The 23,549-nt window shown below is 59.4% G+C and carries 10 protein-coding genes; 3 read left to right on the top strand and 7 right to left on the bottom strand.

Going from position 1 to position 23,549, the window contains the following annotated elements; all coding sequences use genetic code 11:
• Window positions 1-40: 40 nt before the first annotated feature.
• The 7 genes from AC1RQB_RS19155 to AC1RQB_RS19185 all read right to left on the bottom strand — a co-directional run bounded on the left by AC1RQB_RS19155 (window position 41) and on the right by AC1RQB_RS19185 (window position 20,061).
• Complete coding sequence (locus AC1RQB_RS19155) at window positions 41-6,988, bottom strand: TcdA/TcdB pore-forming domain-containing protein (protein ID WP_492570818.1); 6,948 nt, start codon at window positions 6,986-6,988, stop codon at window positions 41-43.
• A 203-nt stretch (window positions 6,989-7,191) separates the two neighbouring features.
• Window positions 7,192-14,283, bottom strand: a complete 7,092-nt coding sequence (locus AC1RQB_RS19160; RefSeq protein ID WP_207267441.1) for a TcdA/TcdB pore-forming domain-containing protein — start codon at window positions 14,281-14,283, stop codon at window positions 7,192-7,194.
• Window positions 14,284-14,904: 621 nt separating this feature from the next.
• Window positions 14,905-16,608, bottom strand: a complete 1,704-nt coding sequence (gene cobJ / locus AC1RQB_RS19165; RefSeq protein WP_063341693.1) for a precorrin-3B C(17)-methyltransferase — start codon at window positions 16,606-16,608, stop codon at window positions 14,905-14,907.
• Window positions 16,608-17,339 carry a precorrin-2 C(20)-methyltransferase gene (locus AC1RQB_RS19170; RefSeq protein WP_063341694.1) on the bottom strand — a complete coding sequence of 244 codons (732 nt, stop codon included), beginning with the start codon at window positions 17,337-17,339 and terminating at the stop codon, window positions 16,608-16,610. The genes cobJ and AC1RQB_RS19170 overlap by 1 nt, the downstream gene beginning before the upstream one ends.
• Window positions 17,339-17,965 (bottom strand): precorrin-8X methylmutase, encoded by a 627-nt coding sequence (locus AC1RQB_RS19175; RefSeq protein WP_063341695.1) that lies wholly within the window; start codon window positions 17,963-17,965, stop codon window positions 17,339-17,341. The genes AC1RQB_RS19170 and AC1RQB_RS19175 overlap by 1 nt, the downstream gene beginning before the upstream one ends.
• Window positions 17,958-19,259 (bottom strand): precorrin-3B synthase, encoded by a 1,302-nt coding sequence (cobG, locus tag AC1RQB_RS19180; protein ID WP_063341696.1) that lies wholly within the window; start codon window positions 19,257-19,259, stop codon window positions 17,958-17,960. Before cobG ends, AC1RQB_RS19175 begins: the two co-directional genes overlap by 8 nt.
• Before the next feature lie 145 nt (window positions 19,260-19,404).
• A complete protein-coding gene (locus tag AC1RQB_RS19185; RefSeq protein ID WP_063341697.1) occupies window positions 19,405-20,061 on the bottom strand; it encodes a hypothetical protein in 657 nt (218 codons plus the stop codon).
• A gap of 242 nt (window positions 20,062-20,303) precedes the next feature.
• Here AC1RQB_RS19185 and AC1RQB_RS19190 point away from each other — a divergent pair, with 242 nt between their 5' ends.
• Genes AC1RQB_RS19190 through AC1RQB_RS19200 form a run of 3 tightly spaced genes read left to right on the top strand, consistent with a single transcriptional unit; the run spans window position 20,304 to window position 23,336 of the window.
• The gene (locus AC1RQB_RS19190; protein ID WP_063341698.1) at window positions 20,304-21,515 is read left to right on the top strand and encodes a bifunctional cobalt-precorrin-7 (C(5))-methyltransferase/cobalt-precorrin-6B (C(15))-methyltransferase; all 1,212 of its coding nucleotides are present in this window, start codon (window positions 20,304-20,306) and stop codon (window positions 21,513-21,515) included.
• Window positions 21,508-22,605 (top strand): cobalt-precorrin-5B (C(1))-methyltransferase, encoded by a 1,098-nt coding sequence (locus AC1RQB_RS19195; RefSeq protein ID WP_063341699.1) that lies wholly within the window; start codon window positions 21,508-21,510, stop codon window positions 22,603-22,605. Before AC1RQB_RS19190 ends, AC1RQB_RS19195 begins: the two co-directional genes overlap by 8 nt.
• Window positions 22,602-23,336 (top strand): cobalt-precorrin-6A reductase, encoded by a 735-nt coding sequence (locus tag AC1RQB_RS19200; protein ID WP_063341700.1) that lies wholly within the window; start codon window positions 22,602-22,604, stop codon window positions 23,334-23,336. Before AC1RQB_RS19195 ends, AC1RQB_RS19200 begins: the two co-directional genes overlap by 4 nt.
• The last annotated feature ends 213 nt before the right edge of the window (window positions 23,337-23,549 follow it).

Raw genomic sequence — 23,549 nt, forward strand, 5'->3', positions numbered from 1 at the left:
GCCTTTTTTTCATCACCGGTCAGGACTGAGCCGACGGCTTTCAGACCTCGTTTGATGCATCCAGCACCATTGCCAACTCACAGGGAGCGCCATCGACGTTCGCCGATGTCCAGCCGTTCAGCAGCTCCAGCACGCTGAGATGCCAGTAGCGTCCCCACAGATGCAGTTTCAGCTCCAGTATCACTCCCGTCGTCGCGGCCAGCGTCCGGGCATTGCGTATTATCAGGCTGTGTCCGCAATCGGGGTCCGTCAGCACCAAGTGTTCGCCCGCCAGAACCACTTGCCAATGATCGAGCCCCTGCATCTCAAACGCCAACTCGCTGCCGGTAATGCTGTCCAGATGCTGCTGCAGCAGATCGGGCAAGTCGACAACAATGCAGTCCAGCCGGCTCCAGTCGGCGGCCGAAACCTGGCAGGTCATTCCCTGATGTCCAAATCCCAACACCAGGCTATCCACCTCATCCATCAGAATGGACTGCAACGCTTTGGAGCGATCCGAGCTCTCGATCATCAACACTTGTCCGTTGCGGCGCGCGCTGATCCGGTGGGTAAAGAGCTTCTTGTCATTGCTGAACAGGAGACGGTCGATCGCGTCGTACATCAAGAAGCCGTGGTCATGCGGTTTCCCCAGATAGGTGACCCATTGACCATCGGATCTCGCATCGACTGAAAAGAGGCTTCGAGCAATGGAGTCATACCAGGTGAACACACTCTGCTGTGAACCGGCGCGCAGGAAAGGGGCATGAGGCGTACGCTCGATCAGGCTGGCGATCCGTTGCTGCGGCGTGTTCACAGTGCCCGGGGCATCGACGAACTCGCGTGTCACTCCAGTGATGCGCGCCGGCTGCCCATCGTTCAGCTCCAAGATGACACCGTCATGGGTCCGGCCCTGCAGGCCGCTGCCCAGCACGCTGACCTCAGCGAACGACCATTCGCGCCAGACCCGCTGCAACGGGGCCGGCAGATCGTGCCGTGAGAGCTGCGTGGCGTTGCCGAACAACACGCTCATCTGTTCAACCGTCATTAGCGGTTGTCGGAACACCTGTCCGGTTTCAGGTACGAACAGCCATTCGGCTTGTTTATCCGGTGTCCGCCCCAGGGAGTGCGGATTGCCCGCCTGTTCGGAGCTGACCAGCAAAATCCGTCCCTCCACATACCGTGCATACAACGGCGCACCGATGGCATCGGACAAACCGATGACATCGAATAGGTGATGCCCGTATTGCACGGCAACGGTCGCCAAGGCCTTCAGCCAGTCAACTTGCTTGTGCAGCCATTGCTCACTCAACGCCCGCAGTGTCAGTTCTGCGTTGCGCAAATCGAATACCAGGCCGGCGTCAGTCTGTGCCAAGTAGCCGTCAGCGACCGATACCACACTGCTCACCTCATTGAGCAGATCAAGCAACACCCCACCTTGCGCACCCGCTTCGCGCTGCCACACGCACAAGCGTTTTTGTCCGGCATCATAGAAGACCATGCTGTCTTCATCATCGCGGTGCGACGCCATCAACAGCGGGTTCGGCAGACCGAGGTCATGGCCGGTCACGAACCAGTCATCGCGACTGCGGACCCATGCTGACCAGGTTTGTGCCTGGGCATGAATCTGCATTGAGATAAACTTCGCGGTGGTCCAGGTTTTAATGTCGCCGCCCATCGAAACCGAGGCGTCGTCACCTGTCTCGCCACCATCGAACCGCTTCAGAAAGGTGTTCCAGCCTTGCCACTGGAAGTCGTTGTGATCCAATGGCAGGCTTGAGTCCAGCGTGCAGGAAACGGCGATCAGCTCGACCTTTTCCATGTGCACCAGGTAGTCGAAAAGATAGCTGACACCTTCCTGGTCGGTGACCTTCTGAACGACCCGGATGGCCTCGCCGAGTTCCTGGCAAGAGACCACCGTCGAATCCGTTCGCGGGTTGAACAATCGGTAACGCCGGTTGACCAGACCGGTGAGTGCATCGGCACGGAACAAGGTCGGCTGATCAGGATGATAAAAATACACATCATCGCCCATTACTGCCCCCAGTCGGACTTCGGCATTGAGGCGCTCCGGCAGGTCCCGTGCATACAGAATGCGTTCCCCGGCCGCCTCATACCAGGCATTGGTGTGCACTGGATGCAAAGGGTCGCCCAGCGGCACCTTGAAGTGATGCAATGGCAGATACGGGCTGGCCAGGCGGTGGCCATGATTGAGCCAGGCCAGATTCTTCTTCAACTGACTGGCGTCATTTTCGTCCGGCAGCTCCTGCTCCAGCAGCGTAAACCGCTGGTTGGACCAATCCATCTGGTATATCTGGCCCCGCTCGAGTTCGAGGTACAGCTCGCTCCCCGGGACGCAATGCACCTCGGTAGCCCCCAACTTGAAGCCGTCGGCATCGACACTCACCTGCGCATCGCTGAGCCAGGTCGCACGAATCACCCAGCGCAACGAGGCGGAATCATGCCCGGTGGACAGCTGCACAGCGGCCACCCCTTGCGTGAGTGACAGCGAATACTGTCCCGTCACGGCCTCAATGTCGTACGACAGTTTCCCATGCCATTCGGCGGGCATCGGCGGGACATACAGAGAGCGGCACTGCTCATCCAGCACGACCCTGACCCGTGTCGACCGATAGCGCGGCAAGAGCTTGTAAACGAGGTACTCGAACGGTGTCCAGGGATCGAACCAGAATGTTCGATTGCCCTGACTGTCGCGCTCCAGCTCGCGAGCCTCGTCAAAGCCCAGGTCATGACGGTGAGTCGCCCCCGGCAACAGCTGATAGTCATAACTGTATTCACAGGTCGGGGTGCAAGGCAGGATCAGCGTCTTGACAGGCTCAGACAGCTGGAACTGGTGAGACAAGCCCCAGCGCTCCCTCATGTTGAACGGCACGGAGTCGCCACTACCCACCTCTGGCAGCCCTGGTCCGGGCCGTATCGCCCCCCACAGGAATTGACTGCCCAGGCTCACGGTCCCGGTGCGCAGGTCAATGGCATTGATCACCGCATCCGACATCGGCGACAGCGTTCCCCCCTCCACCTTGCAACCGCCTTCTCTGTAAGCCTTCTTCAGGGCGTATATATACTTGCCGACCTCCTGGGCTCCGACCAGAATCGCACTGTAGTTGCGTGCCAGGGCACCCACGCCAAAACCCACCGCGCCGACAACGACCGCCAGCGGACCGGCAAACGCAGCGAAGGAACCACCCACGGCATACGCACTGCCGGCCAAGGCCACAGCCGTCACGTCAAAACTCAACTGGACAGCCGCCCCGGCTCTGGCCGGCGCATTGTCTGCGGTGGCCAACTCATAGATATCGAAGCCGACGTTGACCAGTGCAAGAAGACTGCCCGCCCCCTCACCCGCCACTCGCCCCATCGTGCGGCTCAATACGCTCGAGGTGGTCTGCGCAATCAGGCGCTCATCCAGCAATGCCAGCCTGACCAGTTTGATGACCCCGATCACGTCAGACACGACGCCATGGGCCAACTGGCTGTAAATCACATAACTGTGCAGGCGCACCGCCAGTGTCATCGATGCACCCACCGCAGTGCTACCGTTCCCTTCACGCTGACGCAGGATCTCCATCAGCGCCAGAATCGCAAACCCCGTGTTCAGTGTGTTGATCGCTTCCGGTCCATGGGGAAGCGCCTCCGACGGCATTTCCCCCATCGTCCGGAAGCGCTCCTGCAGCCAGTTTTTGATGTCTTGAAAGCGCGGGTCATTGACGGTAACGCTCAGCACTTTCGACGGATTCCTGCGATTGATCATCGACAGCGTCCATTGCCCTTTCGCCGTCGGCTTCACGGTTTCATACAACGGCACATAGTCAGGTTCCAGGGACTGGCTCGTGAGCAGATGATGGGTGGCCGATTCGATCACTTGGGCCCAGCGCATCCCTTCAAGCTCCGCCACACTGCGTCCCAGACGAGCGTTCTCCGATAATGCGCGGGTGCGCAATGCAGCATGGTGCTGCCATGGCATGACCGGCTCGCTACGCAACAGATCGCCCGCCACCACCTGCGAGGGCAATGCTCTATCGGCGATCCGCGAGCCATCAAGAGCAACCAGGTCGAAATGCGTCGTCGACAGGTCCTCGATGCCATAAAGCCCGGCGAGTTTCCTGTCCGCCAAAGCCTCCTCAATACCTCGCTGCAAATCAGCGGCCCGCACGAATGTGTACAAGCCGAAATTCGGATCATAGAAAAGATAGGAGGTTGCCCCCGCTTCCACGGCTTTGCACACCAACAACGAATGACTCGGGGTGTTCAACATCAAGCTGCCGGTCGAGGTTTTCGCTTCAAGGGTTCGAATGGCGGCCGACAGACTCATCGGCCCCAGTTTTTCTCCGAACTGCGCCATCGGTACACCGCGCAACTCATCCAGCACCCGCAACAGTGCGTGGGACTCGGGATATTCAGGGGCGAGATTGGCATTGGCCAGTTTGCCGATCAGCGTACGCAGAGCGCCGCCGCCCTTTTCGACGGCGGCGGCCATGACCAGGGCCAGGGGATAACAACGCCGCCCCGGATCACCCGCACCGCGCACCAGCAACTCCTGCGGTAACTGGCTGGCGGCGATCGCACCGGCCGCCAACAGCCGCTGTCCAAGCGGGTAGCCACGCTGCAGTATCGACGCCCGGTACTCGTGCTTTGCCGCTGTCTCGATACGGGCAATGTGCTCGCCCCATTGGCGTACGCTCAAAGGCTCGGCCAGGGCCCGAGCCTTCAGAACCCGAGAGTTCTGCGCCACTTGCCCAATCGATGATGCGCCATGCAAACCGGCGTCGAACGGCGCCGGATCGCGGCTGAGCAACGCCTGTTCGATCAAGTCATAGCGCGCGGCAAACCCGCGATCCTGGGTGTTTTCAGCGAGCGCTACCGTGGACTCCCAGGCGGGAGCGAAACCATCCTGATCCAGCATCGCTGCGCCGAACAGCCCGCCGAACACCACACGGTGCAGCGGGCTCAACTGATCCAGAGGCAACTTGCCCGCAGCGATACGCGCCAACGCCTCATTCAAACTGCCCAGCGACTCGGCTCCTTTCGAGCTCGGAAGTTCGCTGGTCGGTTGTTTCAGAATCTGCTGACGCGTCTCGAAATCGATGGAGAACGGGTCATTGAATGCAATATCGCCGCTCAATCTGTCATTCATTGCCCGAATGAAGGGTTCGCCCAGTTCATCCAGCAATTGCTGCAGCACCGACGTCAACAATACTGGCTTGCCTTCGATGACTGGCCATCCCCTTTTGAAGGTCAGTGTCTGGCCTTTGAGCAGCTCATCCACGTTGCCCAGATAGTGGTTTTTGTAGACCCCGTCCTTGAGCCTGGTGGTTTCCAGTTCTAGCCAGTCTTGCTCGGTCTCGGCGTTGTCCTTCCAGCTGTGATGGGTTTCCTCTTCGGTCGCCAGGTTGAAGCCGTCACGGAGATCGACCCGATCACTGATTTGCCGACGGGCAGCGGTGATCAACTGCTCGTTGACGAAATCATTCAAGCCTTGCGAAACCGCTGATGGGCCACTCATGACGATGGCCGATTGGGCACCGAACTTGATGCCGTCGGCATCGTAGCTCGCCACGGCATTTAAAAAACTGTTGCGTGCTCTCAGGTCGTCGGTCCAACCGGACAGAGGACCGTGCAACCTTTCCATCTCCCGGAGAATCAAACCGGGAAATGCTACTGGGTCTACAACCGAGATGTGCTCTTCGTGAGCCAACCGCTGTATCCGATCCAGGAACGCATAATTGCTGCGAATCTTGTCGAAGACACCGGCCAGGGCGGCAGATCCGGCATGACCACTCAACATGGCATTGGACAGACCATTGAAGGGTGTCGGGTCTCCAGCGTTGTTCTTGTTACCTACGCGCAATCCGTGTTCGGCGACAAGCACATCATTGAAGGGAGCAAAGATTTCCGTGATGGACGTGACTTTCTTTGCAAACTCGGTCAAACCGTGTCTGAACGACTCCGGAACTGTATGGCGATAATCGGCGTACTCCGCGCCTCGATTCGGCAGTATCTGCCGATTGTGGTCGAGCAAAATCTGCATGACCCCTATTCGCGCGTATAAATCTAAATTGGCCAGGTCCACGCCAGCGATTTTTTCATGCAGCGACGGCAAAAGATCGGTATCAAGGTAAGTACCGCTTTCCAGGTTCAAAGCCTGAAAGCGTGTAATGTCCGAAGCCCCCGCCAGATTGCCGCGAAAGGACAGCTCCCGCTCATAGATATCGAACAAGGGTTGATCGATTAACTCCGCGCGAATGTCGCGAAGTGCAATGCCATTGGCCTGCAGGCCCTCGAAAGATTGTAGATTGCGTGCCTTGAGAGCCTTCAGCGCAGCTTCATCCTGGCCGTATGCACTGACCAGCAGATTGATTCGCGCCTGATCTGCACTCTCACCTGCTCCAACGGCTTTCTGAATGTGTTCGAACATTTGCCTGCGCAACACGCGGGCGCGTTCAACATAACGATTGCCGAGGGTGAACGACTTCTCCTGTGCGAGATCAGGCGACGAGCGTCCCCCAAGCGCCTTGGCCGATTCGACGATGATCCTGTTGGTCTCATGAGCCAGCAAGCCATCGCTGTCGTACCAGAGATTGAGACGGTACCCATCGGGCCCCGTCATCTGCTTCCAGACATTGATGTAATCGCGCTGAATCGCACCAATGCCACCGCCCACCCAGACAAAGTGCAGTTTCCTCGGCACAGGTTTGCCAGTACTTAGCATTCCCACCGTGTTGGACAAGCGTTGGTGGTAACTGGCCAATTTTCCTTGAAGTTGTTGTACTGCGGAATTCGAGCCGGGAATTGTTCGGATGGTTTCCTTGAGCAAACTGACCGCTGTCAGTTGCTCGGCAACGCTGGAGGCCTGAACAGCACCTTCGTAGTAGCGCAAGGCGTTGGCTTGAGACTCCACCGTGAGGAAGTGTTTTACAACAGCCTCCAATTCAACCCGCCCAAGAACCTTCGTCCAGTCGCTACCCAGCAACATTTCTTTTTCACTGTTCAACTTAATATCCTTTTAAATCGACTGACGACCCATCAAGATGCAAAACTTATGAACTAATAGTTCAGCTTACTTAGAGCCAAACACGCACACGCGAGCTCACACGACTTCAAGTCGATCAAGACTATGGCCATCAGTAACAATGGAGAGTTGTTAACCAACCCAAGAAGTGATGGATCCATCACTTCCAGGACTCAGCCCTCTGGCTATCCCGCCGGACTGCTTTCCAACTCAGCAGCAGGTACCGTCAGAAGTTCACCCAGCGTTGCGCTGTCATACATGTGTCGACGAGCGAGCAACCTGTTGACCAATGTCGAAACGGAATAAGGTTGATGCCTCGCGAACCCGAGCAAGACTTCGCCTCGCAAGTTGACATCCGTCGCATACACCTCACGAAAGATCACATTGTGCCCGCTGTCCGGATCAATGATCACCAAGTGTTCCTGGACGATGCTCAGCAACAATTTTTCAGGGGCATCCAGTTCCCAGATCAACTTGCCGGGAATCGGCGCCGCGCTGCCCAGCGAATGCCGGCAGTCGAGGATGACCGATTCGAGCCTCAGCCAGGCCGCCTTTGACAGTTGGTAACTCACCGCTCCTTGCCCCATGCGCAGGATCAGGGTCGTGACATCGTCCGGTATCAGCGGCAGGACATCGCCGATCTTCATCTGGCCTTCAATGACCAATACCTCGGCATCGCGCTGGACATAACTGAGGGGTCCCGCATGCCCCATGCCCGGGTAGGTCAGCAGTAATCCGTCCTTGTCTTCATGAAGCAACACGTTGGTTTGTTGTTGCGTACCCAGCAGCTCAAAGGACTCCGGAATCGCAGCCTTTGCCACCCGAATCACACGCTCGGTCCCGGTGACGAACCACATCAGGCTACCGGGTTCCTCCACCGACAGCAGCGCGGTATGAGGTTGGCTGTCCACCAGTTGTTTGAGGCCCTCGTGCATTCGGCCATCCTGAGCAATGACCCACTCACGAGTGACACCGGTAATCCATGCCGGTTCTTGATCACGCAGCTCGACCATCACGCCGTCGAACGTTGTGCCACGCAGTCCAGCCACTTCTACCGTCAGCTCGACAAACTGCCAGGGCGCCCACTCACGCTGCGCGGTGGGTAACGCGTCCGCCAAGAGCAATCGCATCCCCTGACCGAATGCAGGCTCCAGTTTCTGCGGATCGATAAATGCCTGACGATAGATCTCGCCGCTCGAGACATCGAACAACCAGGCCGCCTCGCTATCCGGGGTTACGCTCAGTAAACGCACCTCCTTTCCATGTCCGAGATCAGCCAGCAGCAACCGATTGCCGACGTACCAGGCGCACAAACTCGCGTCGCCACTGAAGTTGGTCAAGCCGACAAGGGCAAAACGCTCGGCCGCGTGTTGCCGGGCAAGCGGTTCCAATGCGGACCACCAATGCACGCGATCCTTGAGCCACGGTTCACTCAAGCCTCCCAACTCAAGGTATCCCTGGCCAGTCACGTTGAAGAACAGACCATCAGACGTCAGCGCCACGTTCCCACCTTCAACAGCCACGACATTCTCCAGCTTCTCGGGCTGCACCCACGTATGGGACCACTGTCCTTTGCCCCCCACCACGGTGCGCTGCTTGCGGCACAGACGCTGTTCGAGCCTGTCGTAGATGACAAATACATCGCCCTCGTCCATCGGTGTGAGTAGCGTCAGATCAGTCATGTTGCTGATCGAGTCGGCCCATCCGCGGTCATGATGAAGTCTTGGGGAGGGACGGATGATCAAGTGGTCACTGTCACGAACCCAGGCCATGTCCCGTGTGTTCGCTTCGAACTTCCAGCAAACCGAAACAAAGGGGGCCGGCTGCCAGTCGACGGTGGCAAAGGTGCTTTCGCCAGTGACTGGCGTAAAGGGGTGATAGCTGCCCAGTACCTGCGACCAGTCAGTCAGTGTGTCACTGGCACTGAAGACCGATTCCAGGGTCCGATCCATGTCGCGGGTGACCGAACTCAGCAGCAGTTGCCCGTCATGGATCACGTAGACCAGTACATCGCTGCTCTGATTCTCGCGAGCGATTTCCTGTACGACGTGAATCCCCCCCCGGGCATCTGCCTCGATGCGCTTGATGGTGGCTTCCGTACTTTTAGGCAGCAACCGATAACAATGAGTGAGCAGCCCCGTGACCGCCTCGACTTGCCAGATCTCGTAATTCTGCGGTATGTAGAAATAGGCGTAGCCACCAGCCACCACTCCCAGCAGTGCTTCATCAGAGGCCAGTACCTCCTCGTTACGGATATACAGGAAGCGCTCCTCCTTCGCGTCATACCAAGCGGTGGTATATCGGGGTTCGTCCGGCTTCTCGAAGGGAATCAGATAGTGATGAACCGGCGTATACGGCATCACCAGACGATGCTCTTGAGCCAATACCTTGAAATGCTCCTGCAGCGTCTGCCGATCCATGCCTGGTGGCACATCCTGCTCGACAAGGGTGAGCACTTGTTTGCCGCGGTCGACCTGGAACACTTGGTTGTCCGTGATCCGGATCAGGATTTCGTGACGACCTTTTCCTGCGAATTCCACCTGAACGTCACCGATAAACAATGCCCCGAATCGCTCCAGCCGAATGTCGCTCTCACTGGCCCAAGACGCCTCCAGCACCCAACTCGATAGCTGCAGGCTCGGCGACTCGAGTGTCAGATTCACTCCAGGATTGAGCACCAATGCACAGTGCTTACCGGCGCCTTGAATCTGATAAGTGACTTTCCCGTGCCAGATCGGAGGAAGAACAGGCACTACCAGCGAGCGCTCGACGGCATCGAGCAGCACATTGATCACTGTTGGTCGATAGACCGGGAACAGGCGATAAAGGATGTAATCACTGGGAAATGAATAGAAGGAAAACAGGAACAGCCACCCTCCATCCGCCTTCTTTTTCTCCAGACGCCGAGCCGTGTCGAACCCGGTGTCATGGCGCAGCGTAGCGAAAGGCAATGCCTTGTACTCGTAGCCATAACAGGTTTGCGGTGTGCAAGGCAGCACGATGGCCTGCCCGGCGGGCGGAGTGAAGGTTATGCGACCGGGCAGGCCCAGTTCTTGACGAATATTGATCGCCCGCTCGTAATCGCCATCAAAGGTCGGCACCCCGAAATGATCGCGTAACGGGTAAAGCCTGGGGCTGTCGAGCAGCAATTTGCCGGCGTTCAGATCCAGCGTCTGAACAATCAACGACGAGCGCGGTATCCACGCGGTCAAAGCGCTGTCGAATCGATAGGCTTGGCGATAAGCCTTTTCAACTTCATCGAAAAACAGCCCGACCTGTTTGGCTTCTTCGGCGATGGCGGCAAAACCCTGAGCCAGTGCCGCTACCCCCACTGCCAACCCGGCCAGCATCACAGCAGCCCCACCCAGAAACGCCCCGGCAGTTGTGACGCCGGCGGCATAGGCGCCTACCGACAACACCAGACCGGCCGAGTCGAAAGCCAGTTGCGTCCCAAACTGCGCCCGCTCGACATCGTTATGCGCGGTCGTCAATTGGTAGATGTCGAACCCGACATTTGCCAGCTGCAGCAATCCTCCGGTCGCTTCGCTCACGCTCGGCCCCACAGCGGCTTTGACCACCGGAGCGACAGTACGGGCAATCAGTTTTTCTTCGGCCAGGCCTTGTCGAACCAGGCCTACCAAGCCTGCAAAATCGACCACGACGCCATGCCCCAACTGCGCGTAATTGACATAGGCATGCAACCGGACAGCCAGGGTCAGGGACCGATCGGGTCCTTCCTGTTCCCTCAACGCGTTCATCAGCGCTTGTATGGCGAAGCCGGCGTTCAGGGTATGGACACTACCAACATCGGTGGGATCGACAGGATCGCCCGGAACGGATGATTTATTGGCCAAGGCTGCAAAACGTTCCGAGAGGTAGTTTTTTATGCGCAAGAGTCTAGGGTCATCAGTGAAGACTCGTACCACGTGCTCAGGGTTTGCAGGGTCGACCAAGCTCATCCGGTACATCCCGTCAGGCATGATCTCCAGGGTTTCGAACAACGGTACAAGGTGGGGGGCCAGCTGATTCTGCTGCTGAAGGCGGGTCGTCACTTGCGCGATCTGTTGCCCCCACCCGTGACTGTCCAGCGCCAATAGACAACTGCCCAGGCGAGCGTTACTCATCAATGATTGTCCGCGGGCACTGGCCAGACGCTGCCTGACAGGACGTTGCGACTGTCCCGTCAACGTGCCGGATTGCAGCAGTTCCGAGACTGGAGTTGAGCCAGGCAATGCCACTCTCGACACCCGCGAGCCTTCCAGTTCGATCAGATCGAAGGTCGGACGCGCCGCATCGCCATAGGCCGCGTAATGCCGGGCCATCTCTTGCCGGAGGAAGAACTGTTCCAGCGCCTGTCTGAACTGGGTCGGATGTTCAAACTCGAATACGCCAAAATTCGGATCATAGAAGTGATAAGTGCTGCGTTCGCCCTCAATGGTTTTGGCCACCAGCATGGCGTGATTATCGGAGTTGAGCATCAGCGTACTGGTGGCTGTTCTGGCTTGCAGAATGTCCACAACCTGACTCAGATCCGAACGCCCCAGCGCGCTGCCCACCTCGCTGATCTGCACATCCCGCAACGCCTCCAGGCTGTGCAGAAAGAGCGCTGAATCACTCCCTTGCGGCTCGATAACCCCCAGGTAGAATCGCTCGCGCAGAATGTTGGCCGCGGCCTTCCCCTCCGACAAGGCTGCCGCCATCACCAGGGCCAGTGGATAACAACGCCCACCTACCCTGTCACCGGCGCCCTGAAGCAGTAAATCCTGCGGGACAAGCTTGACGGCGCCCGCTTCAAAACCGTCCAGAACAACACCGAGGCGCTCGACAATCTGGTCACGGTATTCGAGTTTCGCCACCTGCTGGATTCGGGCCACTTGCTTGCCCCACCGGCGCAGCGTCAAAGGTTGCTCAAGCGCGTTTTTCTTCAACCCCAGGGCGGTTTCGGAAAGCGCTGGCGGATGATCGAGAGGGCTGACCAGCCCGGCCAGAAACCCGGGAGCCTGGCGTTGATACAGCGCGTGTTCGATCGTCGCGTAGCGGCCCGCCGCGCCTAGTTCGCTGAAGCTGTTGGCCAGGTTTTCCAGCTGCGGACGAACCGTATCGAAGCTGCGATTATCCAATACCTGCGCACCGGTCAAGGCGCCGAGCAGCAGACGCTGCAAGGGGCTCAACTGAGCGACTTCGAGGCTACCCTTGGCGAGTCGGCTCAAGAGTTCATCGATAGGCAACTGTTGTGTCTGCGGATCGCTCAATGATGCAGGCGGCAGCGCATCGGGGCTTTGAGCGAGGATCGATTGGCGGTCATCGAAACTCAGGGGTACAGCCTTGTCGAAGGTCACCGCACCGTTATGGCTACGATTCATCGTCCGCATGAACGGCTCGCCCAGCTCATCGGCCAGATGCTGCAACAGATCGGTGGACAGCACATGGCGGCCCTCGATGACCGGCCAGCCTTCCTCAAAGTCGATGGTCCGGTATTTGAGCAACTGGGCCAGGTCGCCCGCGTAACGGGCTTTGAACTGTCCCTCTTGCCAGCGTTTAGTCTCGTTAATCAACCATTGTTCGGTGTCACTTTCGTTCTCTTTCCAGGAGTGATCCAGCTCCTCCTCGGTAGCCCGGTTGACGGTGGCGATGGCCGGAATGGCAACCTCCACTCGCCACTCTTCGGCAGTTCGAGGCGTAAAATGCGTCCTTTCGTAATCCGCCATTCCCGCACGCAGGGCGGCAGGTCCGGTCAGATAGATCGTCACTTCGCTCTGAGGCCGGATGCCGTCGCTATAGTAGGTGGCGGCAGCCTGAACCAGAAAAGACACTGCCAGTTCTTCTTCCGGCGACAGTTCGTGCAAAGCACCAAACACCTGCGTCGCCGCCTGGAGTGCAAGACCGCTCATGGCTTCGGCATCGGTGAGGGGAATGTTTTGCTCATCCGCCAGGCGAGCGGTGGCGTCGATGATTTCATAATTGAGCCTGAAACGCTCAAGCACGGTCTTGAGCATTGCTGAGCCAGGATGGGCCATCAGGAAAGCGTTACTCAAAGTGCTTTGTTCGGCGACGGCTCGCAGCCCATCCGATAGAACCAGACGCTCCACCGGGGGACGAAAAACATCACTCAGCCTGGGTTGGCTATCGGCGAAACGCTCGAGCGCCTCGCGATGTTCCAGTGGAATCTGCTCGAAGTAGTTGGTGTAGCGGCTGCGCAGAGCCTGACGGCCGGGCATCCATTGGGGATTGCGGTCAAGCATCAACTGCAGCACGCCCAGGCGCGCGTCTGTCTTGAACGCCCGAATATCCACCTCGCCCAGCTTTTCCAACAGCGGCGGCAGATTATCGACATCAGCGTAGCTGCCGCCCTCAGCGAACAAAGCCTCGGCACGCACAACGTCAGAGGCTGCCGCAAAATTACCGCGCAGGCTGATCTCTCGCTCGTAGATATCCTGCAGATACAGCGGCGCCTCATCAATGGCGAGATCGCGCAGCGCCAGACCACCCTCGGCCAATGCCGAGAGACTAAGCTGGTTATCGCTCCTAAGGGCGCTCAGGCGCGCCTCATCCTGGCCATAGGCTCGAACCAGTAAATCGACTCTGGCGTCATCGGCGCTGCCACCGTTTTCCACCGCCTGCGTAATGTGTGCATGCATTTGCTGCTTCAGAACAATGGCGCGTTCTTCATAGCGGTCGCCCAGTTCAATCGCGTCAGCACTGGTTTGCCCGCCATTGAGCATGGCATCGGCCTTGGCGGCTTCGACAATGATCCGGTTGGTTTCATAGGCCAGCAGCGCGTCGCTGTCGTACCAGAGATTGAGGTGATAGCTCTCTGCGGCCATCACCTGCTTCCAAATGTTGATGTAGTCGCGCTGAATCGTCCCGACGCCACCCCCAAGCCAGACAAAATGCAGATTTTTCGGCACCTCGATGACAGGCGTCTTCAGTTGCTCAAGGCTGTTGTGCAGACGCGTTTCAAACCCCGCTACTTTGTTGTAGATATCCGCCAAATCAGCAGCCCCAGCGGCATCAGAACTCATAGACGATCCCGACTCTGCCGCGCGGCGGTGTCGGCTACCGTGCTCCAACGCCCCCAACGCTTGCTTGAGCAGACCTAACGGCTCCAACAGTTGTGGAGAATCCAGCAAACCGATACAACCAAAATAATATCGGAACACCGCATCATATTGATCGGTGCCCTTGTGCGATGCTAACGCCTGTTCAAGGTCCACCACTTTTAACAAATCCACAAAATTGACGTAGCCATCCGCCAACGAAAACTTAGACTCACTCATAAACAACACTTCCATTTATCGTATATAAAAAGCCGAGACCGACTCTAGACAATGATGATTCCACAAGGGCACTCAGGTACCCGGGCATTCAACCTGTTATAAATAAAGCGAAGAAAGCGCCGTCATTCCAAGACGGGCATCGAGCATCAATACATTTAGAGGCAAACAAAGTGCAGCTGCCTGGCCAAGCGCCAGATATCGCCGAAGCGTTACATAACTTCTTTAAAATCGACTAACACCAATAAAGCACACGTCAAAACTAACCCGACATTCAATACTGCTCAACCAACAAGGAATTCAATTAATTACAAAACAAACATTACATCCAACGTTACAGACTTATGCACTTTTATTCGTTTAGTCATGACTCACGGGCCAGAATACTGGAAAGCCCTTTATAGGCCGAATCTCAGAACAAGCGCCTGAAATAATGATTCGTCACACCCTTAAAAATCCAGGCATCAAAGTAGAACTTCCTACAAAGCAGAATAAAAATTCTTCGTGGCAGGTAACAAAATCCCACTCAAACAACCGAACAGGCTTACACGCACAAATGCCGAAACAATCGAGAGAAGTAACCGGACTGAGGTGATGAAGGCGGCCCGGGCGGGCCGCCAGGTTTTAGCAGAGGGGTTTGTTGCCATACCAGCGCGGCGTGTACACCCAGTCACCGCCTTCGGCGCGGGGGAACACGCAAGTGGTGGACGAACCGATCAGCACCATGGTGCGCATGTCCACTTGCTCAGGTGTGAGCGCCCCGAGGGTGGTGACCCGCAGCGTCTGGCCGGGCCGACCGATATCACGCCCCAGAACCACCGGAGTTTCCGGGGTACGGTGCTGCGCGACGATCTCCAGCGCACGGCCCAACTGCCATGGCCGCGAGCGGGAGATCGGATTGTAGAAGGCCAGCGCCAGATCGGCTTCGGCGGCCAGGTCCAAGCGCTTTTCGATGATCGACCACGGCTTGAGGTTGTCCGACAGGGACATCACACAGAAGTCATGCCCCAACGGCGCACCGGCCTGAGCGGCCGTCGCCAGTGAAGCGGAAACCCCCGGCAGGATCTCCAGATCGACGCTGTGCCAGGCCGGGTCAGTCGACTCGTGCAAGGCTTCCAGCACCGCGGCGGCCATGGCGAACACGCCGGGATCACCGGACGAGACCACGATCACCGACCGCCCCTGGGCCGCCAGTTCGAAGGCGTGACGGGCACGCTGCATCTCTTCGCGATTGTCGGTGCAGTGCAGCACTTGATCCGGGCGAAACGGGCCAGCCATGCGCACATAGGTTTCGTAACCGAGCACATCAGTGGCCCTGGCCAGTTCAGCCTTCACCGCAGGCACCATCAATTCAGCAGCGCCCGGGCCCAGGCCGATCACCGCCAGTCGACCGCGTGGCTGGCCGATCTGCGCAACGTTCAGCGGCTGTTCGGCGATTGCCAGCGCCAGGCTCGCGTCGATCGGGATAATCGTCGCGCCGGGAATAGCCTCGCGAGCCAACTCGCTGGCATCGCTGGCAGCCGACGCAAAACGCAGCGGCACACCCAACTCAAGCGCCGCCTCGCGCAACGCCGGGCTGGCCATCTCCGTGACCGGCGCCAGCAAGCACGCCAGCGATTGAACGGCGACTCGCGCCTGACGTAGCGCCGCGCGAATCGCCTGGGGCAAATCCGCCACACTGGCGCTGACCGCCAGCAACACACTGCGCGGGTAGATCAACAGCTCATTGGCGGCCGGCGTCCGTTCGGCGCTGCCGACATGGATCGACAAATGAGCCTCGGGATCCTGCGGTAACTGTGCTTGCGCCAACCACGGCGCAGCGCCTTCGATGCGCACGTGTTCGCCAGCCAGCAAGTCCGAGACAAAGCGCTTGCCCAGCTCCAGATCGCCCAGGGCATAGCCGCTGGGGGGATTGAGCAGGCACGTGCCGAAACGCAGCTCACCGCTGGTGGTAATCGCCGCCGCGACGTCGAGGCCGGCGGCAATCTCGCGCGCCATGACATTCACCCCACCGAGGCCGCCGAGCAGCGGCACCACGGCGCTGCCGTCTTCGGCCACGGCCAGCACCGGCGGCTCGGCGCCTTTTTCCAGCAGCAACGGCGCCAGGGTGCGGATCACAATCCCGGCGGCGCACAGCGCGATGATCGGCGTGTCCTGTTGATAAAGCTCGCGCAGGGTCGCGCCGAACTCGTGATAAACACGGTCCGCGCCATCGACCCGTTCGGCCAATCCATGGATCAATGCGCCCGGATACACCTGCTGAATTTTGCGTGCGGTCGCGAGGCTGCCATTACCGAGGATGACAATCGCCGGAGCGGAATGGGCCATCAGCCTTGCCACCTTTCACCGGGAACGATGATCAGCGAGAAATACGGCGAGGACATCGGCTCGACCTGATCCAGCGGCACGATTTTCTGATTGGCCATGGTCGCGCGCTCCACGTACAGCGCACGCTCGGCCAGACCGAGTTCTTCGAGTACCTGACGGACCTTGGGAAAGTTGCGCCCCAGTTTCATGATCACCGCCGCATCGGCATCGGCCAGTCGCCGCTTGAGGTCTTCGTGGGGCAACACGCCCGACAACACCGACAGGCTCTGATTGCGATACACCAGCGGTGCACCGAGTACCGACGCACCGCCGAGCATCGAGCAGACGCCCGGCACCACTTCGGCTTCATAGCGTTCGGCCAGACGATCGTGCAGGTACATGTAGGAGCCGTAGAAGAATGGATCGCCTTCGCAGATCACCGCCACGTCACGGCCAGCGTCCAGGTGCGCAGCGAGTTGTTCGCCAGCGGTGTCATAGAAATCGCTGATCACTTGTTCGTACGACAACGGCGCCGGCAGCGCTTCGGTGGTTACCGGATAAACCAGCGGCAGCAGGGTTTGTGCGTCCTGCAAATGCGCTTCGATGATGCCGAAGGCGTTGCCCTTTTTGCCCTTGGCGACGAAGTACGCCACCACTGGCGATTCGCGCAACAGGCGCAAGGCTTTGACGGTAATCAGTTCCGGATCACCGGGGCCGACACCCAGGCCAATCAAACGTCCAGGTTGCTGCATCATTCGATCTCCGTAGCAAGGGCGTTGACGGCGGCGGCGGCCATGGCGCTACCGCCCAACCGGCCTTGCATGATGACAAAAGGCACGCCACGGCTGTCCGCCGCGAGCATCGCCTTGGATTCGGCGGCGCCGACGAAGCCCACCGGGAAGCCAAGAATCAGCGCCGGTTTCGGTGCACCCGCGTCGAGCATTTCCAACAGATAAAACAGCGCCGTCGGCGCATTGCCGATCACCACCACGCTGCCTTCCAGGTGCGGGCGCCACAGTTCCAGCGCGGCGGCGGAACGGGTATTGCCCAACTCACGGGCAAGCTCCGGGACACTGTCATCGCGCAGGGTGCAAATCACCGGATTGTTGGCCGGCAAACGCGCACGGGTCACGCCTTCGCTGACCATCCGCGCGTCGCACAAAATCGGCGCGCCAGCCGCCAGCGCATCACGCCCGGCCTTGCCTGCGCCTGCGGAAAATTGCAGCCCGTCGATGGCCTCGACCATGCCGCAGGCGTGGATCACCCGCACCGCGAGTTTCTCCAGATCGGCCGGGATGCGCTCGAGGTTGGCCTCGGCGCGAATGATCGCGAAGGAGTTGCGATAGATCTCCTGACCGTCGCGGATGTAATCAAGCATCAAGGGAACTCCGTGGGCGGGCGTCGAGCAAGCCGCCGACCGCTTCAATAGTAAGATTGCGTGCGTGCAGGGCGCCGAAACCCGACTGCCCCGCATCGCGAAAATAGAGGTCGTAGCGACCGGGTGCGACGGCCAATAACGTGACCGGCACCCCATGGGCGGCGGCGCAGGAACGCTGGCAGCCAGACAGATGCACCGTTTGATCGTGGCGTTGCAACAGCGCAGCCAATTGCAAGGCGTCGCTCTTGGTATCGGCCAGGCCTTTGCCGCAGCCAGCGGAGCCGGTGCAGGCGATTAACCGTGACAAGGGCTGATCGGGTTCACACAGCAGGCCCAGTTGCTCCAGGCGCCGAATGACTTCGGGCGCCCGTTCTTTTCCAACAGTGGGTAGCAACAGACTTTGCCATGGGGTGAAACGCAGGCTCCCGTCGCCGAACTCGCGCGCCAGTTGCGCCGCGCCTCTGAGCATGACGGGATCGAGCCGTCCCAAAGGAGGTATGGCACCGATATAGACATATTCGGTTCCAGCCTGCGGATGAACGCCGATGTGCAGGGCATCCGGGCTCAATGAACGCCGCCAATCGGTGATCGGGTTCAAGGGCACACGCTCGGCCAGGCGAGCGAGAAATTCTGCGACCGGGATTTCGGCCAGCACATGACGCATCCGTGTTTGATCGGGCCGCGCCAAATCGAGAAACAACTCCAGCACTGCAACGACCAACGCGTGTCCTTGCTCAAGTGTCACTGAACCTGCGGGCGTGTCCGTGGGGCAACCCGCCAGACCGAATGCCAGCAACCGTTCGCCCTCTCGCTCAGCAGCAGACAACCACAGATCATGGGGATGTTCGAGCATCGCCAACGCCTCGCCGCCGTCGAGTTGCACGGCAAACTTGGCGCTGAGCTCGTGAAAGCGTTCGTGGCTTTGCAGGGTGGCGAGAATCTGTTCAGCCAGCGGGCGCGTGTCGAACAGCCTATGCCGATCAATCCCGGCGGCCGGGCTGAGCATCAGGTTGCGCACATCGTCGCCAGCGGCGGTACGCGGGCCCAATCCAGCGGCGAGCAGGCTGTCGATCAGTGCCGTCTGCTCGCTGCCGATCCCGCGAATCTGCAGGTTGGCCCGATTGGTCGCCTCGATCACGCCCCCGGCAAACCGTTCGGCCGCGCTGGCCACCGCTTCAGCCTGGGAAGCGCTGATCGAGCCGCCGTTCAATTTGATCCGACAGATGCCGCCATCCAGTGCCTGGACGATACGCAGCAACCCCGGGCAGGCCGAGGGGCGTAAAGCGGTGGACATCGGGCGTTCGTTCAAAGGGGTGACCGGCTGGCTGGCAGCGCTGTGGTGGGCGAAAGGTCGCCATTATGCCTGCTTTGCCCGAGCGCATGAAAATGCCTGCCGGTCGGAAACCGCCAAGGCTACACATTACGCAGCCTGGCGCTGTTCAGAGTTCGTACTCTTCGAGCTTGAAAGGGAGCTCGCGAAGGGCCTGCTCAACGCTCGCTCGATGGGCATCCATCGTCCGGCGCTTGATCACCAGTTTTCTGGCGCGAATATCCAGTTGCGACATCGGCTGATGGATCTGCCAAAACAGATAGGTGGTATTGAGGACCATCTTGATAAACCGGATGTGACTGAGCACCACGACCAACTCGCCGCTGGCGTTATAACTGATCGGCAAAATATGCGAGTTGAAAGTCTTGCCACTCAGGGCCGTAAACTTTTTCAGGATCGCCGCATCGTTTTCCAGCGCTGCAAGTCCTGCTTCAACTTGTGCCAGTTGGGAACGCGCGAGCAACGGCGCCGCCAACTTTCGCCATGCCTCCTGCACGCTTCCGGAGAATTCGCGCTGGATCAGAACGACGGGCTGTTCCTCAAGATTCCAGCCAAATGACCAGAGAATGCCGGCAAAGTGATCGAACCATTCAGCAGGCTGGGTACTGCTGTTATAAAGTTCGTCCGCCTTGATCTGCGCGAGTAGAACGCAGCTCTTTACAAAATTGTTGTCGGCTGCAGTCTGGCCCCCGATGCCTGTGAACAACATATTGTTCACAGCGATTGCATTGCTGCGGATGTTATCTGTGTTTGAATTGATATCCATATCTCTCCTGCCAACCTGGCAATCATTAAAAAATAAAATGCTTCGTCGTTAAATCAAAACTTTCATTAAGCCCGACTTAAGCTGGACCCAAACTAGCAAAAACACGCATAAAGCAAACCGCTTTTGCACAACATTAAGTTTCCGCTATCGGTTAAACATTCTCCGACAACCGACCCGCGTCAGATACCGGCAGCCGCGTTATCATGCCGCCCTTGAAGATCAACCCTGGATTAAGGAACGGCATGACACCCTGGCTAACGGTTGTGGGAATCGGTGAAGACGGCTTCAAGGGCCTGGGCAAGAACGCCCGGCGCGCCCTGATGGACGCCTCGCGGATTATCGGCGGCCAACGCCAACTGGACTTGCTGCCGGTGTGCATTCGCGGCGAACGCCAGTTGTGGCCCAGTCCGTTTACCCTTGAGCCGTTACTGGCGCTGCGCGGCGAGCCGGTTTGTGTACTGGCCAGCGGCGACCCGATGTTCTTTGGCGTCGGCGCCAGCCTTGCGCGGCAACTGCCCGGCGCGGAAATGCTGATTCTGCCCGCTCCGTCTTCCGTGTCGCTGGCGGCAGCTCGCCTGGGCTGGCCGTTGCAGGACGTGGTAACACTGTCGGTGGTCGCCCGCCCCATCGCCGCACTCAACGCCCATCTGTTCGGTGGGGTGCGCTTGCTGGTGTTGAGCAACGACGGCCAGACACCGGCGGCCATCGCGGCATTGCTGCGCGAGCGCGGTTTCGGGCCCAGTCGCCTCACCGTGCTGGAACATCTGGGCGGCGAAGCCGAACGACGCATCGAGGGTGTTGCCAACGACTGGAACGACCCGCTGATTGCCGATCTGAACCTGATCGCCATCGAATGCATCGCCGAACCGAACACGCCGCGGCTGTCCCGACTCGCCGGATTGCCAGACTCTGCCTTCAAGCATGACGGCCAACTGACCAAGCGCGATGTGCGTGCCATTACCCTCGCGCGCCTGGCCCCGATTCCCGGTGAACTGCTGTGGGACGTCGGCGCTGGCAGCGGTTCGATCGGCATAGAGTGGATGCGCGCTCATCCGAGCTGCCGGGCGCTGGCCATCGAAGCGGATGAAGGTCGGCAGTTGTTGATCGAACACAACCGCGATGCCTTGGGCGTCCCCGGTCTGCAATTGATTCGCGGCAGCGCGCCCCAAGCCCTGGATGGGCTGGAACGCCCGGACGCCGTTTTCATCGGTGGCGGCGTCACCCGCGAAGGTGTACTCGATACTTGCTGGGCGCAACTCAAACCCGGTGGTCGGCTAATCGCCAACGCCGTCACCCTGCAAAGTGAAGTGACCTTGATGGCCTGGCGTGAACGGTATGGCGGTGAATTGACCCGCATTCATGTCGCCCAGGCGCAACCGCTGGGCGAGTTCGATACCTGGCGTCAGGCGCTGCCGATTACTTTGCTGGACGTGACGAAGCCCCTCGATGCGTGACGAAACCGCCGAACAACCCGCCCCGCTACGCAGCGGCCTGACCACCGGCAGCTGCGCCACCGCCACCAGCCTCGCGGCGGCACGCCTGCTGCTCAGTGGCGTGGAAGCAGACGCCGTCGAGATCATTCTGCCCAAAGGCAAACGGGTGCAGATGCGCCTGGAATTCTGTCGGTTGATGAACGACGGCGCCGAAGCCGGAACAATCAAGGACGCCGGCGACGACCCGGACGTGACCCACGGCGCCCTGCTCTTCTCCCAAGTGCGCTTGCACAGTGATCCGGGCATTCGCTTCAGCGCCGGTCGTGGGGTGGGCACCGTCACACGGCCCGGGCTGGTGCTGAACGTCGGCGAACCGGCGATCAACCCGGTGCCGCGCAAGATGATCAGCGAGCACCTGACGCTGCTGGCCGAAGAACTGGATTATCAGGGCGGCTTCGAGGTCACGGTGAACGTCGAAGACGGCGAAGCCCTGGCACTGAAAACCATGAACCCGCGACTGGGGATTCTCGGCGGCTTGTCGATCCTCGGCACCAGCGGCATTGTCCGGCCCTTCTCCTGCGCGGCCTACATCGCCTCGATCCACCAAGGCATCGACGTTGCCAAAACCAACGGCTACCTGCATATCGCCGCGTGCACCGGCAACGCCAGCGAAGACACCATGCGCCGGGTCTATGACCTGCCGGAAATCGCCCTGATCGAAATGGGCGACTTCGTCGGCGCGGTACTCAAGCACTTGCGCAAAGTGCCTGTGGATAAACTCAGCCTGTGCGGCGGGTTCGGCAAGATCAGCAAACTGGCGGCCGGGCACATGGATCTGCACAGTCGGCATTCAAGCATCGACCTGCCGCAACTGGCCGAATGGGCGGCGGAGGTTGGCGCGGATGAGGCGTTGCAACAGGCGATCCGCGAAGCCAATACCAGTCAGCAGGCGTTAGCGATGGCCAGCGCTGCCGGGATCGCCCTCGGCGACGCGGTGTGTCAGCACGCCCTGGACTTTGCCCGCAGCGTGGTGCCAGCGCAGGTTCAGATCGAAGTGTTCGCCATCGATCGCCAGGGCGGGATTGTCGGCCATGCAGGAGTTTTTCAATGAAGCGCGTGTTGTTGCTCGGCGGCGTCACTGAGGCCCTGGCCATCGCCCGAACCCTGGGACCGGAACACATCTATAGCCTGGCCGGTGTCGGTCGCGTGCCGACGGATCTGAACTGCCAGGTTCGGGTTGGCGGCTATGGCGGCGCTGAAGGTCTGGCGCAGTTCATTCGCGATGAAGGCATCGACCTGCTGCTGGATGCGACCCATCCCTACGCGGCCCAAATCAGTCAGAACGCCGCCACCGCCGCGAAGTTGAGCGGCATTGCGTGCTGGGCTTTGCGGCGTCCGGCCTGGCAACCACAAGCCGGGGATGACTGGCGCGAGGTCAGCGATTGGGCCGAGTTGATCGAAGCGTTGAAACCGTTCCGCCGACCGCTGTTCACCCTCGGCCGCGAACCGCTGCAGCACCTGCACGAAATCCCGCCGGAGCAATTCTGGACGTTGCGTGCACTGGACGTTTATCCGGGCAACGAGCGCTGCGAAGTGATTAGCGCGCGCGGGCCGTTTCTGATTGAGGATGAACGCGAGCTGTTCGAGCGTCGGCAGATCGACGTGCTGATCAGCAAGAACAGCGGCAGCACCGCCACCGAGCCGAAGCTGGAAGTGGCGCGGGAACGTGGAGTACCGGTGCTGGTGTTGAAGCGGCCGGTGTTGCCGGGGGTTGAGCGGGAGTTTTGGGCGGTGGATGAGGTGTTGGCCGCACTGGCGACGCACTATTTGACGGACGTGTAAGTAATTGTGGCGAGGGAGCTTGCTCCCGTTGGGCCGCGAAGCGGCCCCTCTTATCCCAAAAAGAAGGGGACTGCTGCGCAGTCCAACGGGAGCAAGCTCCCTCGCCACAGGATTGTGAACTAGCCTCAATTCATCCGGCATTTCGAATCGATACCGCTACACTCGTTTCAACGCCTGCTGCGACACCACACCGCACGCGGCCTTTTTACTTAT

This window comes from Pseudomonas sp. GW822-FHT02E03 (assembly GCF_058802325.1).